This is a genomic window from Kurthia sp. FSL E2-0154, from assembly GCF_038003625.1.
In the GTDB taxonomy this organism is placed as follows: domain Bacteria; phylum Bacillota; class Bacilli; order Bacillales_A; family Planococcaceae; genus Kurthia; species Kurthia gibsonii.
In genome coordinates this window covers 1513318-1527176 of sequence record NZ_JBBOPO010000001.1, presented here as the reverse complement: position 1 = coordinate 1527176, position 13859 = coordinate 1513318, and the positions used below count along the sequence as shown (strand labels likewise).

Here is a 13859-nt window from a genome sequence, read left to right as displayed (position 1 = left end):
TAAAAACAGCGAGAATTATCTCGCTGCTTTAAAAAGTGTTATTTTTTCATTAAGCCATCATAAATTTGATCAAAATTCCATTTCATCATGTTGTAGTAACTATCGCCATGATCGCCTTTTTCAGAAATAGAGTCTGTAAAGATTTTTGCATGAATTGGAATACCTGTTTCTTTTGAAATGGTCTTCATTGGACGATCATCTACGCTACTTTCAACGAATAGGGCAGGTACTTTTGATTTGCGTAATTGGTCAACTAAATTTTTAATTTGATCTGGTGTACCTTCTTCTTCTGTATTGATTTCCCAGATGTAAGCTGAAGGAATTTGATATGCAAGAGAGAAGTATTTAAAACTACCTTCACTTGTGACAACCATACGCTTGTCTTTTGGAATCTTACTAAATTTTTCTTTCGCTTCTTGGTGTAATTTCATTAGTTTTTGCGTATAATCTGCAGCGTTTTTAGCATAATAGTCTTTATTATCCTTATCTAATAACACTAATTTTTGTGTAATGTTATTGACGTAAATCATACCGTTTTCAAGACTTAACCATGCATGCGGATCTTCTTTACCATCTGCATTTTTGCCTTCTAAATAAAGAGGTTCAACACCTTCTGATACAGCAAAGTAATCGCGGTTTTCTTTCTTATTTGCATTGTTCATCAATTTTGTGAACCATGCGTCACCACCTGTTTCAAGGTTTAAACCGTTATAAAGAATTAAGTCAGCATCCGTTGCTTTTTTAATATCTTCTGGTAATACTTCATAGTCATGCGGGTCTTTTCCGACAGGTACAATACTATGTACATCGACTTTATCGCCTGCAATTTCTTTCGTCATATCATATAAAATCGAGTTTGTAACAACAACTTGTTTACGATCTATCTCTGTTTTTTTTGCTTCGCCGCTACCACATGCAGCAAGAGCGATGGATAAAATCAATATAAGACTCATCCAAATAGTTGATTTTTTCATGAACGAAGAACCTTCTTTCTTAAATGAATTTGTTTTGGTGATACTAAAAAGCTAATTAAAAAGATGCTAGTAGCGGTTAGAACAATTGTCGAACCGACTGCTAAATTGAATGAGTAACCAATGAATAAGCCGATTACTGAAGCGAGCGCTCCGAAAAAGGCGGATAAGAAAATCATGTTACGTAAACTCTTTGTATAGAGGTAAGCAGTAGCAGCAGGTGTTATGAGTAGAGCTACGATTAAAATGGTTCCGACACTTTGCATCGCTGTAACAGATACAACAGTTAAAAGTACCATTAATAAATAGTGGTAGGCATTAACGCGTACACCGAATGCTTTCGCCATATTTGGGTCGAAAGAGGTGAGTAGTAATGGCTTGAAAAAAAGCCATACAACGATAAGTACAATCGTAGCAATACCAATAGTTAACCACTTATCAACATCTTGAACAGCTAAAACATTCCCGAATAAGATATGGAATAAATCTGTTGAACTGTTCGCAAATCCTATTAAAATAACACCTAGTGCTAGGAACGAACTAAAGGTGATTCCAATCGCTGTATCGCCCTTTATTTTACTATTGTTCGAAATGAATGTGATAATAATGGATGCGAAAAGACCGAATAGAATAGCGCCAATAAAGAAATTAATACTAAAGATATACGAGATGGCGACACCGGGAAGTACTGCGTGTGAAATAGCGTCCCCCATAAGAGACATTCCGCGTAAAATAATAAAGCAACCAACGACACCAGCAACGACACCAATTACAATCGATGTGACCAGTGCATTTTGTAAAAACTCATAATTAGTTAGTCCATCAATGAAGTTTGAGAACATGTTATAACACCCCTAATCCAAGTGCAGCACCATATGTTTTAGCAAGCTGTTCTTTTGTAAATGTTTCTTTTGTAGGACCTTTAGCGATAAGATGTTGGTCCATCATAAGAATTTCATCAAAATAATCATCGACTTTACTTAAGTCATGATGCACAATTAGCACCATTTTTCCCTCATCGCGTAGTTCACGAAGTAGAGACATGATGACTTGTTCACTTGTCGCATCAATTCCTACAAACGGTTCATCTAAAAAGATGAATTTTGCTTGTTGTACAAGTGTTCGTGCGATTAATACGCGCTGGAATTGACCACCAGATAACTCACCAATTTGATTATTTTTGTAAGATAGCATATTCACTTTTTCTAAAGCGGCATCGACTTGTTCCCACTGTGCTTTCGAGATTTTTTTAAACCAACTCATTTTAGGGTAGAGACCCAAAGAGACACATTCGCGTACGGTAATAGGGAATGTATCATCAATCGCACTTTTTTGTTCAACGTAAGCAATTTCTCGTTGTATTTTACTGAATGGTTGTTGATTGAATAAGACCATTCCTTTACTCGATACTAATTTTAAAATACCTTTGATTAATGTTGATTTGCCTGCACCATTTGGACCGAGTATCCCGATGAGTGCAGGTTTTTTAATTTCAAATGATACGTCTTCAACAGCTGGACGACTACCACCATAAGAGACGGTTAAGTTTTGAACAGTTAACATTTGCCTACAACCCTTTCTTTTTCTTATATAAAATAATATTCACCTTAACTAAAAATGTTTCCTTAAAGAAACTTTAATCATATGATACAGGTTCTCATTTAATTTGTAAATAGATATACTACATCGAGTAAATTGTTTTTTCAGAAAAATAATAGATTGCATGAAGTAAGAGCGTAAAAAAGCGTTTACAAAGAAAAAAATTTGTTGTCTTTGAAAGCTAGGTGTATCAAGGATTTTAGAATAATTTTTTTCTTTTTCTTTTTTTAAAAATAAAAATTGTTCTTTTAATTTCGAAAAATATAGTGTTATAATCTCGTTGCAAACAAATTTAGGGTGTTAGGGAGGAATTTTCATGGCATTACGTGATGTATTTATGTATTTATCTGAAAATCAATTATTAAACGGAATGGCACAAAAATACGGTTTACGTATGGGGGCACAAAGTGTTGTAGCAGGTACAACAATTCCAGAAGTAGTAAAAACAATTAAAGAATTAAACAAGGCGAACATTTCATGTACAGTAGATAATTTAGGGGAATTTGTATTTGAAAAGTCAGCTGCAACAGAAGCAAAAGAGAATATTTTAAAAGTGATTCAAGCGATTCATGATGAAAACTTAGATGCGCATATCTCACTAAAACCATCTCAATTAGGTCAAGATATCGATGTTGATTTCTGCTATGAAAACTTAAAAGAAGTTGTAGCCTTAGCACATCAATATGGTATTTTCGTAAACTTCGATATGGAAAACTATGCACGTCTTCACAGCTCATTCAGCTTACTTGAAGAACTACACAAAGAATATGACAATGTAGGTACGGTAATTCAAGCGTACTTCTTCGAATCAGAAGCAAACATTGAAAAATATAAGAATTTCCGATTACGTATTGTAAAAGGTGCGTACAAAGAGAGTCCAGAAGTAGCATATCAATCAAAAGAAGATATCGATCAAAACTATTTACGTCTAATCGAACAGCATTTATTAAATGGCAAGTTCACATCGATTGCGACACACGATCATAACGTAATCAATCATGTGAAAAAATTCGTAAAAGACAACAATATTCCAAATAGCAAGTTCGAGTTCCAAATGTTATACGGCTTCCGTAAAGAAATGCAATACGATTTAGCACGTGAAGGCTATAATTTCTGCACATATTTACCATTCGGTAATGACTGGTATGGATATTTCATGCGTCGTTTAGCAGAACGTCCACAAAATATGGCCCTTGTAACGAAACAAGTATTCAACAAAAAGACAAATACAGTTCTTGCGGTTGGTGCAGCAACATTCTTACTAGGTCGCTTATCAAAAAAATCGAAAAAGTAATTTAAAAAAGGAGTCGCACATGATGGCGGCTCCTTTTTGTATGCAATTTTTTAGGTGAGTGACCCATTTCCGCTCTTGAATGTCCCGTTTTGATCGACGAATGCCCCGAACTACCGAGCGAATGCCCCAACACCTTAATCGAATGCCCCGTTTTGCTGTATGAATGTTCGAATTCACATGAAACAAGTCAATTGAGGTCTTCTAATTCCTCTAAACCTTACTACTTCACAAACTGTTTTGCGTCGATTTGAAAATTTTTCATGCGATATTGGAGGCTTTGGCGGCGAATGCCAAGTGCTTCGGCTGTTTTAGAAATATTCCCATCATACATTTCAAGTGCTTTTGTAATGTAATATGCCTCAACTTCTTTCATGTAGTGGTCGAGAGGGCGAAGGTCGTTCGAGTTTTCAATAATAAATAACTCACTTGAATTTTGTTCTTCCGTCGGTAAGCTATTTTGAATTTTCCACTTGAAATGAGGTGGGAGTAAGTTTACATCAATGACGGTTTCAGTTGTAATGATGTTCGTCATTTCATCAAGAAGAACTTCAAGCTCTTTTAAATTACCAGGCCAATCATAATTTAAAAATAATTCCGTTACTTCAGGAGAGAGTGCTTCGATAGACGAGCCATATTGATCGCGATGACGCTGGAAATAGTCGTTAATGAACGGCATAATATCTTCTTTTCGCTCGCGTAGTGGCGGAATATAAATTGTAATCGATGAAAAAAGACGATACAGATTTTTAGAAAGTGCCTGTTCCTGAATTAAATCAATTGGATCTTTACCAACACTCGCAATCATCATATGTCCATGGTTTGGATGCTGTTCAAATAAAGCTACAATTTTCTCCTGTGCCTCAATAGATAAATATTCAATGCGCTCAGCGAAGAACGTAGTGTGCTCTTCTTTTGCGATATATTTTTCAAACTGTTTTAAAATGGTTTCTTCATCGCGCCGACAAATCATCGTAACAAATGCTTGGTTTGGTTGTTGTAAATCATGATGAATGCCTTCCGCAATCATATCAATTCCTGTTCCTGATTCGCCAATGAGTAGAACAGGCATCTTACTTAGTGCCACAATTTTCGCTTTTTGAATGACATCTTTCATGACAGTAGAAATGGCTGTAATAATATCAAATGTTAGTGGCGCACCGTACCTTCGAAGAGGACGGTACATCATAAATTCGAGTTGTGTAATATCGCGTGCGAATTCTACAGCCCCGATTAATTCTTGTTGTTCATACAGGGGATAGATATTGCTAATATAGGTGACTTCTTGATTTTTCTTGTTCCAAAATGTCTTTTTATGGTTAATTAATGGCTTTTCAGATTGTAGTACATGGTAAATTTCACTTTGCTCATTTTCGAAATCAATAATTTCATGAGCGCGGTGATTTTCGAAGTCAATCGTTTCGATGCCTTCAAGTTCACGCATCTTTAGATTATAGATGACGAGGTTTCCTTCTACATCTACAACACGAATGCCTGTATCACCTTGTTCGATAATGTATTGATAGATATGTAATAGTTTTTGCTTTTCCATATGTTCCTCCTGTATCGCACTTCTTCCCTTTATTTTACCATCTGTTTAAAAATTTTGAGGGGATTTTAAAAAATTTAGAAAATTCCTATTGATTAATGCTAAGTAATATTGCATTATATACTTAGTTGAGAAATTTATGTGCAAAATAATTTAGCACTTCAAAAACAAGGGGGAAATATACATGATTCCATACAAACACGAACCATTTACAGATTTTTCAAAAGAAGAGAATAAAGCAGCGTACTTAGAGGGATTAGCAACAGTAGAAGGTTACTTAGGTCAAGCATATCCATTAATTATTGGTGGCGAACGTGTAACGACTGAAGATCAAATCACTTCTTACAATCCAGCAAAGAAAACAGAAGTAATTGGTACAGTTTCAAAAGCAACGAAAGATTTAGCTGAAAAAGCGATGCGAGTAGCAGATGAAACATTCAAAATGTGGAGTCAAGTAGAACCAGAAATTCGTGCAGATGTATTATTCAAAGCGGCATCAATTATTCGTCGTCGTAAATTTGAATTCTCGGCACTATTAACACTTGAAGCAGGTAAGCCATGGAATGAAGCAGATGCAGATACAGCAGAAGCAATCGACTTCTTAGAATATTATGCACGCCAAATGCTTCGTTTAAAAGACGGTCAAAAAGTAGAGAGTCGCGTAGGCGAATTCAACCGTTACGACTACATTCCTCTAGGGGTAGGGATTGTAATCTCACCATGGAACTTCCCGTTTGCAATCATGGCTGGTACAACAGTGGCAGCAGTTGTAACTGGTAACACAGTATTATTAAAGCCAGCTTCTACAACACCAGTAGTTGCTTATAAATTCATCGAAGTATTAGAAGAAGCAGGTCTTCCAGCCGGCGTTGTGAACTATGTACCAGGTTCTGGCGCAGAAGTAGGTGACTACTTAGTTGACCACCCACGCACACGCTTCGTATCATTCACAGGTTCTCGTGATGTAGGTCTACGTATTAACCAACGTGCTTCAGTACTGAATGAAGGACAAATTTGGATTAAACGTGTCATCGCTGAAATGGGTGGTAAAGATACAATTGTTGTCGATAAAGAGGCAGATTTAGAATTAGCTGCACAATCAATTGTGAAATCAGCATTCGGTTTCTCAGGTCAAAAATGTTCAGCTTGTTCTCGTGCAGTCATCGTAGAAGATGTGTACGATGAAGTAGTAGAGCGTGTAGCAGAATTAACAAAAGAATTAACAATTGGTGATCCAACAAACCCAGATAACTTCATGGCAACAGTAATTGATGAAGCAGCGTTTAAAAAGATTACTTCATATATCGAAATTGGTAAAACAGAAGGTAAATTATTAGTAGGTGGAACAGCAGACGATTCAATTGGTTACTTTGTACATCCAACAGTATTTGCAGATGTAGCGCCAAGTGCACGTATTATGAAAGAAGAAATCTTCGGACCAGTAGTAGCGATTGCAAAAGCAAAAGACTTTGATGAAGCAATTCAAATTGCAAACGATACAGAGTATGGTTTAACAGGTGCAGTTATTACGAAAAATCGTTTAAATCAAGAAAAAGCACGTAAAGAATTCCATGTTGGAAATCTTTACTTCAACCGCGGTTGTACAGGTGCGATTGTAGGTTACCAACCATTCGGTGGTTTCAATATGTCAGGTACAGACTCAAAAGCAGGCGGACCAGATTACTTACAATTACACATGCAAGCTAAAACAACTTCAGAAATGTTTTAATCATGTAACTAGCATCGTATTTTTACGATGCTAGTTTTTGTATATATAATAGGTAGAAACTCAAACTAACTATCTTTAAATAATAATGATAATCATTTTCATTGACAGTGATTCAATTTATTTAGTAAGATAAAGATAATTGGAAAAGAAGGGAAGATTACATATGATTGTACAATTACGTCGCTTTACTGTAACAGAAGGAAATGGCCATCTTGTAGTTGAAAAATTTAAGCAGGGTGGGGGATTAGTGGAGCAACAACCTGGCTTTATTGATAAAACCGTTCTTCAAAAGAAAGTACGTCGTGGTGAAGAAGAAGTAATTATGATGGTACGTTGGGAGTCAGAAGAAGCATGGAAAGCATGGGAGAAAAGCCCAGAACACATTGCGGGACACCGCAATAATCGTGGTAAAGAAAAGCCAGAATATATTGTAAACGTAGACGTTGCAATGTATGAAGTACAATAAAGCAAATAAAAAACAAGCTGGGACAAGATATTTCACTAGCGTTCGCAACGAAAAACTGGAACCGCACCACAGCGCGATTCCAGTTTTTTATGCTTAAGAGATTGTATTTTCTTTTTTAGTATGGATTTGTACCTAAAATTGTTGCTTGTTTTACATAAATACGGTTTGGTAATGTTAATTGGTTAACAATTACTTCTGCAAAGTCTTCAGGATGCATCATGCGATCTACTTTTGACTCGTCAATTAATCCTGATTCACGTGCTAATTCTGTTACAACCGTACTTGGTGCAAGTGCTGTAACACGAATATTATTACGGCGTACTTCTTGAGCTAATGACTCAGTTAAGCCGATAATACCGAATTTAGCAGCTGAATAAGCAGTAGATGTTGCGGCGCCATTTAGACCATTTGTAGACGAAATATTAATAATATCGCCTTCATTTTTCTCGATTAATTGTGGTAGTACTGCATGGGTTACATGGTACGTACCGAAAATGCCTGTATCAACAATTTTCTTCCATATTAATGGGTCTTGGTCTAACAGTGTACCGAACTCACCAATTCCTGCATTGTTAATTAGAATATCTGCTTTACCTGTTTGTTTTGTTAGTGAATCAATTGCTGCATCGACTTCTTCTAAATTTGTCACATCTGCAGTTACAAAAGCAGCTTTACCACCATCAGCGATGATTTTTTCAGCTACCTCTTTCACTTGTTGTTCTGTACGAGCAAGTAGCCCAACTGTTACACCTTGTTTTGCTAATGCTTCTGCTACAGCACGACCAATACCTCGTCCTGCTCCTGTAATGAATGCTACTTTACCTTCTAGTGATTGTGGCAAATTTATCAATCCTTTCGCTTCTGTTCTACACTTAGTAGTATATGCTTTTCTGGAAATAAAAAAAAGAAATATGCTTATGAATTGGCATGAAATACACCATTTATCCATACTCGCATTCAATACGACTACACAAAAAATCGGAACCATATAGAAATATGATTCCGATTATAACTATTTAAAGTTTTGAATAAAACGTTCGATGCGTTTTAAAGCCTCTTGTAACTGTTCAAGTGAAGCAGCATATGAACAACGAATATGACCTTCTCCACTTTCACCAAAAACATCACCTGGTACAACAGCTACTTTTTCTTGCTGTAAAAGTTGTGCAGCGAACTCCTGTGATGTTAGTCCAGTGGATTTAATTGAAGGGAATGCATAGAATGCACCGCCTGGGTTGTGGCATGTAAGCCCCATATCATTGAAAGATTGGACGATGAAATTACGACGGCGACGATAGCTTTTCACCATCTTTTCAACTTCTGAACGACCATTTTTCAGCGCTTCGATTGCCGCATATTGCGACATCGTAGAAGCACACATTAATTGATATTGGAAGATTTTCAGCATTGCTTCAGCAATTGGTTCAGGCGCGCAAACAAAACCTAAACGCCATCCTGTCATTGCAAAGCCTTTAGAAAATCCGGATACTAAGATCGTACGCTCATGCATTCCAGGAATGGCTGCCATACTTGTGTAGTCTTCATCATAAGCGAGTTCAGCGTAAATTTCATCGGCGATAATTAGTACATCGTGCTCAATTGCAAACTGTGCAATAGATTCAAGCTCAGTTTTATTTAGCATCGTACCTGTTGGGTTATTAGGAGAGCATAACATAATCGCTTTTGTACGCTCAGAAACGACTGCTTCTAATTGACTCGGTAAGATTTTAAAATCATGTTCTTTTGTTGCTTGAACTGTAATGGCTTTACCACCAGCAAGTTCGACCATTGGAACATAGGATACGAAACATGGCTCAACAACAATGACTTCGTCTCCCGGGTCTAAAATGGTACGCATCGCAATATCGATTGCGGAGCTTGCGCCAACTGTAACGATAATTTCATTCTGAGGATGATATGAAACATCAAATTCTTTTTCCATATAATGTGCAATTTCTTGACGTAATTCAAGTAGCCCAGCATTTGGAGTATAGGCTGTGTAACCCATCTCAAGCGAGCGAATGGCTTCTTCACGCACATGCCAAGGCGTAACAAAATCAGGTTCACCTACACCAAGTGAAATGACACCTTCCATGCTTGCTGCAAGGTCAAAAAAACGGCGAATACCTGATGGCTTAAGTTCATTCACCATTTTCGATACGTAAGATTTTTTGGTTAATGTCATTAAGGTGACACCACGATTCGTTGATCTTCTTTACCCGTTTCTAAAACAGTGCCATCATGTTTATATTTTTTTAGGATAAAGTGTGTTGTTGTTGAAATAACAGAATCAAGTGTTGAAAGTTTTTGTGAAACAAAGTTTGCAACTTCGTTCATTGATTTACCTTCCACAATAACAGATAAATCATAGACACCTGACATAAGATAAACCGATTGAACTTGGTCAAAACGATAAATACGTTCTGCGATATCATCGAAACCCACACCTTGTTTTGGTGTTACTTTCACATCAATCATTGCACGCACACCAGGATGTTCTTCAACCTTTGTCCAGTCAACAAGTGAGATGTAGCGAACAAGGATTTTTTCGTCTTCTAATTGCTTGACAATTGCTGTTGTTTCTTCTAAAGATAACCCCACCATTTTTGCCACATCTTCTAAAGGCATACGTGCATCTTTTTCTAAAATTTCAATAATCTCAATCTGTTGAGCATTTAGTTTCATATAAAATCTCCTCATGTATAACATTTATTTTTTCTTATTATAATACAAGAAAAGCTTATAGGAACATAAAAAAATAGAAATTTTCTAAAATTAGTCTATCTGTTATAGAGCAGTGGTAATTTGTTGGAAAATAAGACGTTATACCTATGTGAATTTATATCGTTATATAACTTTAATTGCTACATTTCATAATAAACTTAAGTGAAAAAACAAGGTCATTGAACAAACTTGATGAACAGTCATTCAAAAAACGAATGTCTATTCTTCGCTTTTTATCACATTTTTTCCATTATATATTCACAAATTATGTTAGTTAAATGGTAAAAAAATCTATGTTATGTATGTTTTTTGTTGATTCTTGTTCACAGAATTATCACTTGTTTCGGTCTAGTGTTATTCTAAAAATAATTGTGATACACTAGGAAAAGGATATTTTTGATATTGAAAATTGTATGCAATGTAGTAAGTATGTAATTTGTTAAGACCCTTTGTGTTAGCGCATACATTTTTTCGGCAAAATTTAGTATATAAGGATGGTAAGCATGAGTAACAAACAAACTTCGACTGACGTTATTTTAGTTGGTGCTGGTATCATGAGTGCAACTCTCGGTACAATTTTAAAAGAATTAGCACCAGACTGGAACATTAAAGTATTTGAGAAACTTGATAAACCAGGCCTTGAGAGTTCAAATGAATGGAATAATGCGGGTACAGGTCACTCGGCATTATGTGAGTTAAACTACACACCTGAAAAAAATGGTGTTGTTGAAACTTCTAAAGCAGTCAACGTAAATGAACAATTCCAAGTGTCACGTCAATTTTGGTCTTATTTAGTGGAAAATGGTCATATCCAAAAACCAGAAGAATTCATTAAACCAATTCCACACTTAAGTATGGTACAAGGCGAAGATAATGTAGCATTCCTTAAAAAGCGTTTTGAAGCACTGTCAAAAATCCATTTATTCGATGGAATGGAATACTCAGAAGATCAAGAAACTTTAAAACAATGGATTCCATTAATCATGAATGGTCGTACAAGTAGCGAACCAATCGCTGCAACACGTATTGAATCAGGTACAGATGTTAATTTCGGTGCATTAACACGCATTTTAATGTCTAGTCTTGAAGAACAAGATGGTGTAGAAGCAACTTACAATGCTTCAGTTGAAAACATTAAACAAAATGCTGACGGTCGTTGGGAAGTAAAAGTGAAAACAGCTGATGGTAAAATCATTACGCAAACAGCGAAGTTTGTATTCTTAGGTGCTGGTGGCGGTAGCTTACACTTATTACAAAAAACAGGTATTCCTGAAAGTAAACACATCGGTGGTTTCCCTGTAAGCGGTCTTTGGTTAGTATGTAATAACCAAGAAGTAGCAGATCAACACCATGGTAAAGTGTACAGTACAGCTGAAGTAGGTGCTCCTCCAATGTCAGTACCTCACTTAGATACACGCTATATCGATGGTAAAAAAGCTTTATTATTTGGACCGTTCGCAGGATTCTCTCCAAAATTCTTAAAAACAGGTTCAAACTTAGACTTATTCACATCAATTAAGCCGAATAACATTTTCACTTTACTTGCATGTGGTGCAAAAGAAATGGGCTTAACAAAATACTTAATTCAACAATTAATGTTAAATAAAAAACAACGTGTGGAAGAATTACGTAAATTCGTTCCACAAGCAAAAGATGAAGAGTGGGAAATCGTTATCGCTGGTCAACGTGTTCAAGTAATCAAAGACACAGACAAGGGTAAAGGTACACTACAATTCGGTACAGAAGTAATCACTGGCGCAAATGGTTCAGTAGCAGCTTTATTAGGTGCTTCACCAGGTGCTTCTACAGCTGTACAAGTTATGCTAGATGTAATTAACAAATGTTTCCCAGAAAAAATGAACGAATGGGAACCAAAAATTAAAGAGATGATTCCTTCATACGGTAAACAATTAGTGGAAGATGAAGCTCTATTCAAAGAATTACATGCATCAACTGCAAAATCTTTAAAATTAGAAGACTAAAAAAACGAGGTATCGCGATTAAGCGGTACCTCATTTTTATTTTAAAATGCATGAATCGTATCATTTAGCTCTTTTGCTGAATTTCGTAGTTCGCTTGAAGTGGAAGACATGGAAGAAATACCGCTTGCTAATTCACTTACTTGTTCGCCGACTTCCTTAATATCACCAATCGTTTTTGTAATATTACTTGAAATATCATCAAAGGATTCTTTGAGCACTTCATTTTGTTCTGTACCTTGGATTACAAGTTGTTGGATTTGATGAATCACTTCCACAACTTCACTTGTTACTTCATTGGATTCTTCTATTAAGAGAGCAATTTGCTCAACAGATGTTTTTGTTTGATCGGCTAATTTACGTACTTCTTCAGCAACAACTGCAAAACCTTTTCCATGTTCTCCGGCACGCGCAGCTTCAATTGCAGAGTTAAGTGCTAGTAAATTCGTTTGGTTTGCAATTGATTTAACCATCTCGATCACATCTTTCATTTCAGTAGAAGAATTATTCAGTGCTTGAACCATAGAAGTCATTTCATTTGTCTTAACATGGATTGCCTCAGTTTGTTCACTTAAGTGCTGCATTTGTGCAAGCCCTTTATCAGAGGCTTCTTTTGTATCTAAGGATTCCTGTACAGTTGTTTTAACGCTATTTTCTACACAGATAGTATGATTCATTAATTCATTTACAGCTTCTGATGTATGAGATGCTTGCGTATTTAAGTGATCAGCAACAAATCCTAAATCTTCACGTACTTTTCGATTTACTTCTTCACGCTGTTGTTCAATTAATTGATCAGAATAACGATTGTATTCTTCTAAAACGAGCTGTTGCTCGAAACTAGAGATTTTACCGAATGCGTCAATTGCTTGGAACTGTTCATGAGTTGGGATTGGAAGCGTTTTTATAATTTGGCGTACTTCACATTCTAATTTTTGAAAAGCGCCTAAATACCATTTAGGATATAAGCCGATTTTCACATGGGCATGTGCTACTTGTTTTCGTGCTTGAATATATGCCGCATCAATTTTACCAGCAAACATTTGCTCAATATGCCCATAAAGTGTTTGGCTTAGTCGTTCAACTGAGCTATGATTTTGAATCATTTTAGCCAGATGCGGTGGAGTAGAAATCGCTTTATAAAAATGTTCTACAATTTTTGGCATATGCGGCAACATATAAGAATGAAGTGCGTGAACGATTTGCAAATCATGTTTTTTTAAATCAATCATATCGAGTTGTAACAGATAGTCTGAATCGGTTAATGAAATACCAACATGCTCTACATTCGTTTGCAATGTAGCTGTGGCTGCTTTTGATTTTAAGAAAAACATGGAAAACACCCCTACTTTTTATATTTGTATCTATAGTACCATTGTTGAATATAAAAATCGTGTTTAAAATACTGTTTTTATGTAGATTTTTTAAAAAAATGAATAAAAATGTAGATATGTTTGTAAAAAAATACACATAAATTTAAAAGAGCATATAAATATTAGTTCAAAAGAACTTTATTTTTTCAGTTTTACACTTTTTAAATAGTGTAAAATA

At 35.8% G+C, this 13859-nt stretch carries 12 protein-coding genes; 4 read left to right on the top strand and 8 right to left on the bottom strand.

What is annotated here, in order from left to right; translation table 11 throughout:
* Positions 1 to 38 precede the first annotated feature (38 nt).
* Genes MHB75_RS07510 through MHB75_RS07500 form a run of 3 tightly spaced genes read right to left on the bottom strand, consistent with a single transcriptional unit; the run spans position 39 to position 2534 of the window.
* On the bottom strand, positions 39 to 974 hold the full coding sequence (locus MHB75_RS07510) for a metal ABC transporter substrate-binding protein (RefSeq protein ID WP_340996855.1): 936 nt from the start codon (positions 972 to 974) through the stop codon (positions 39 to 41).
* A complete protein-coding gene (locus MHB75_RS07505) occupies positions 971 to 1813 on the bottom strand; it encodes a metal ABC transporter permease (protein WP_340996853.1) in 843 nt (280 codons plus the stop codon). The genes MHB75_RS07510 and MHB75_RS07505 overlap by 4 nt, the downstream gene beginning before the upstream one ends.
* A gap of 1 nt (position 1814) precedes the next feature.
* The gene (locus MHB75_RS07500; protein ID WP_340996851.1) at positions 1815 to 2534 is read right to left on the bottom strand and encodes a metal ABC transporter ATP-binding protein; all 720 of its coding nucleotides are present in this window, start codon (positions 2532 to 2534) and stop codon (positions 1815 to 1817) included.
* Between the two features lie 352 nt (positions 2535 to 2886).
* Between MHB75_RS07500 and MHB75_RS07495 the strand changes: the two genes are divergently transcribed.
* Positions 2887 to 3864 carry a proline dehydrogenase family protein gene (locus MHB75_RS07495; protein WP_340996849.1) on the top strand — a complete coding sequence of 326 codons (978 nt, stop codon included), beginning with the start codon at positions 2887 to 2889 and terminating at the stop codon, positions 3862 to 3864.
* Between the two features lie 220 nt (positions 3865 to 4084).
* Here the strand turns inward: MHB75_RS07495 and MHB75_RS07490 are convergent, their stop codons facing one another.
* Positions 4085 to 5413: a helix-turn-helix domain-containing protein gene (locus MHB75_RS07490; RefSeq protein ID WP_340996847.1), complete on the bottom strand. Its 1329-nt coding sequence runs from the start codon at positions 5411 to 5413 to the stop codon at positions 4085 to 4087.
* Between the two features lie 181 nt (positions 5414 to 5594).
* On the opposite strand from MHB75_RS07490, the gene pruA reads away from it, so the two are divergent.
* Positions 5595 to 7139: an L-glutamate gamma-semialdehyde dehydrogenase gene (gene pruA / locus MHB75_RS07485; protein WP_340996844.1), complete on the top strand. Its 1545-nt coding sequence runs from the start codon at positions 5595 to 5597 to the stop codon at positions 7137 to 7139.
* A 163-nt stretch (positions 7140 to 7302) separates the two neighbouring features.
* Positions 7303 to 7605, top strand: a complete 303-nt coding sequence (locus MHB75_RS07480) for an antibiotic biosynthesis monooxygenase family protein (protein WP_141274193.1) — start codon at positions 7303 to 7305, stop codon at positions 7603 to 7605.
* 115 nt (positions 7606 to 7720) lie between these two features.
* On the opposite strand, the gene MHB75_RS07475 is transcribed toward MHB75_RS07480, so the two are convergent.
* The 3 genes from MHB75_RS07475 to MHB75_RS07465 form a co-directional block, all read right to left on the bottom strand.
* Positions 7721 to 8446: a 3-ketoacyl-ACP reductase gene (locus MHB75_RS07475; RefSeq protein WP_340996843.1), complete on the bottom strand. Its 726-nt coding sequence runs from the start codon at positions 8444 to 8446 to the stop codon at positions 7721 to 7723.
* A 171-nt stretch (positions 8447 to 8617) separates the two neighbouring features.
* Entirely contained in the window at positions 8618 to 9790 is a 1173-nt protein-coding gene (locus MHB75_RS07470; protein ID WP_340996841.1) for an aminotransferase, read from the bottom strand.
* A complete protein-coding gene (locus MHB75_RS07465) occupies positions 9790 to 10290 on the bottom strand; it encodes an Lrp/AsnC family transcriptional regulator (protein WP_087680366.1) in 501 nt (166 codons plus the stop codon). Before MHB75_RS07465 ends, MHB75_RS07470 begins: the two co-directional genes overlap by 1 nt.
* A 542-nt stretch (positions 10291 to 10832) precedes the next feature.
* On the opposite strand from MHB75_RS07465, the gene mqo reads away from it, so the two are divergent.
* Complete coding sequence (gene mqo, locus MHB75_RS07460) at positions 10833 to 12311, top strand: malate dehydrogenase (quinone) (protein WP_340996840.1); 1479 nt, start codon at positions 10833 to 10835, stop codon at positions 12309 to 12311.
* Between the two features lie 41 nt (positions 12312 to 12352).
* On the opposite strand, the gene MHB75_RS07455 is transcribed toward mqo, so the two are convergent.
* Complete coding sequence (locus MHB75_RS07455; RefSeq protein ID WP_340996839.1) at positions 12353 to 13642, bottom strand: globin-coupled sensor protein; 1290 nt, start codon at positions 13640 to 13642, stop codon at positions 12353 to 12355.
* Between the last annotated feature and the right edge of the window lie 217 nt (positions 13643 to 13859).

Bases quoted from the DNA above. Each gene is read 5' to 3' on its own strand.
- MHB75_RS07480 (WP_141274193.1), top strand. From the start codon at position 7,303: ATGATTGTACAATTACGTCGCTTTACTGTAACAGAAGGAAATGGCCAT.
- MHB75_RS07510 (WP_340996855.1), bottom strand. From the start codon at position 974: ATGAAAAAATCAACTATTTGGATGAGTCTTATATTGATTTTATCCATC.
- MHB75_RS07500 (WP_340996851.1), bottom strand. From the start codon at position 2,534: ATGTTAACTGTTCAAAACTTAACCGTCTCTTATGGTGGTAGTCGTCCA.
- MHB75_RS07495 (WP_340996849.1), top strand. From the start codon at position 2,887: ATGGCATTACGTGATGTATTTATGTATTTATCTGAAAATCAATTATTA.
- pruA (WP_340996844.1), top strand. From the start codon at position 5,595: ATGATTCCATACAAACACGAACCATTTACAGATTTTTCAAAAGAAGAG.
- MHB75_RS07465 (WP_087680366.1), bottom strand. From the start codon at position 10,290: ATGAAACTAAATGCTCAACAGATTGAGATTATTGAAATTTTAGAAAAA.
- mqo (WP_340996840.1), top strand. From the start codon at position 10,833: ATGAGTAACAAACAAACTTCGACTGACGTTATTTTAGTTGGTGCTGGT.
- MHB75_RS07470 (WP_340996841.1), bottom strand. From the start codon at position 9,790: ATGACATTAACCAAAAAATCTTACGTATCGAAAATGGTGAATGAACTT.
- MHB75_RS07455 (WP_340996839.1), bottom strand. From the start codon at position 13,642: ATGTTTTTCTTAAAATCAAAAGCAGCCACAGCTACATTGCAAACGAAT.
- MHB75_RS07490 (WP_340996847.1), bottom strand. From the start codon at position 5,413: ATGGAAAAGCAAAAACTATTACATATCTATCAATACATTATCGAACAA.
- MHB75_RS07505 (WP_340996853.1), bottom strand. From the start codon at position 1,813: ATGTTCTCAAACTTCATTGATGGACTAACTAATTATGAGTTTTTACAA.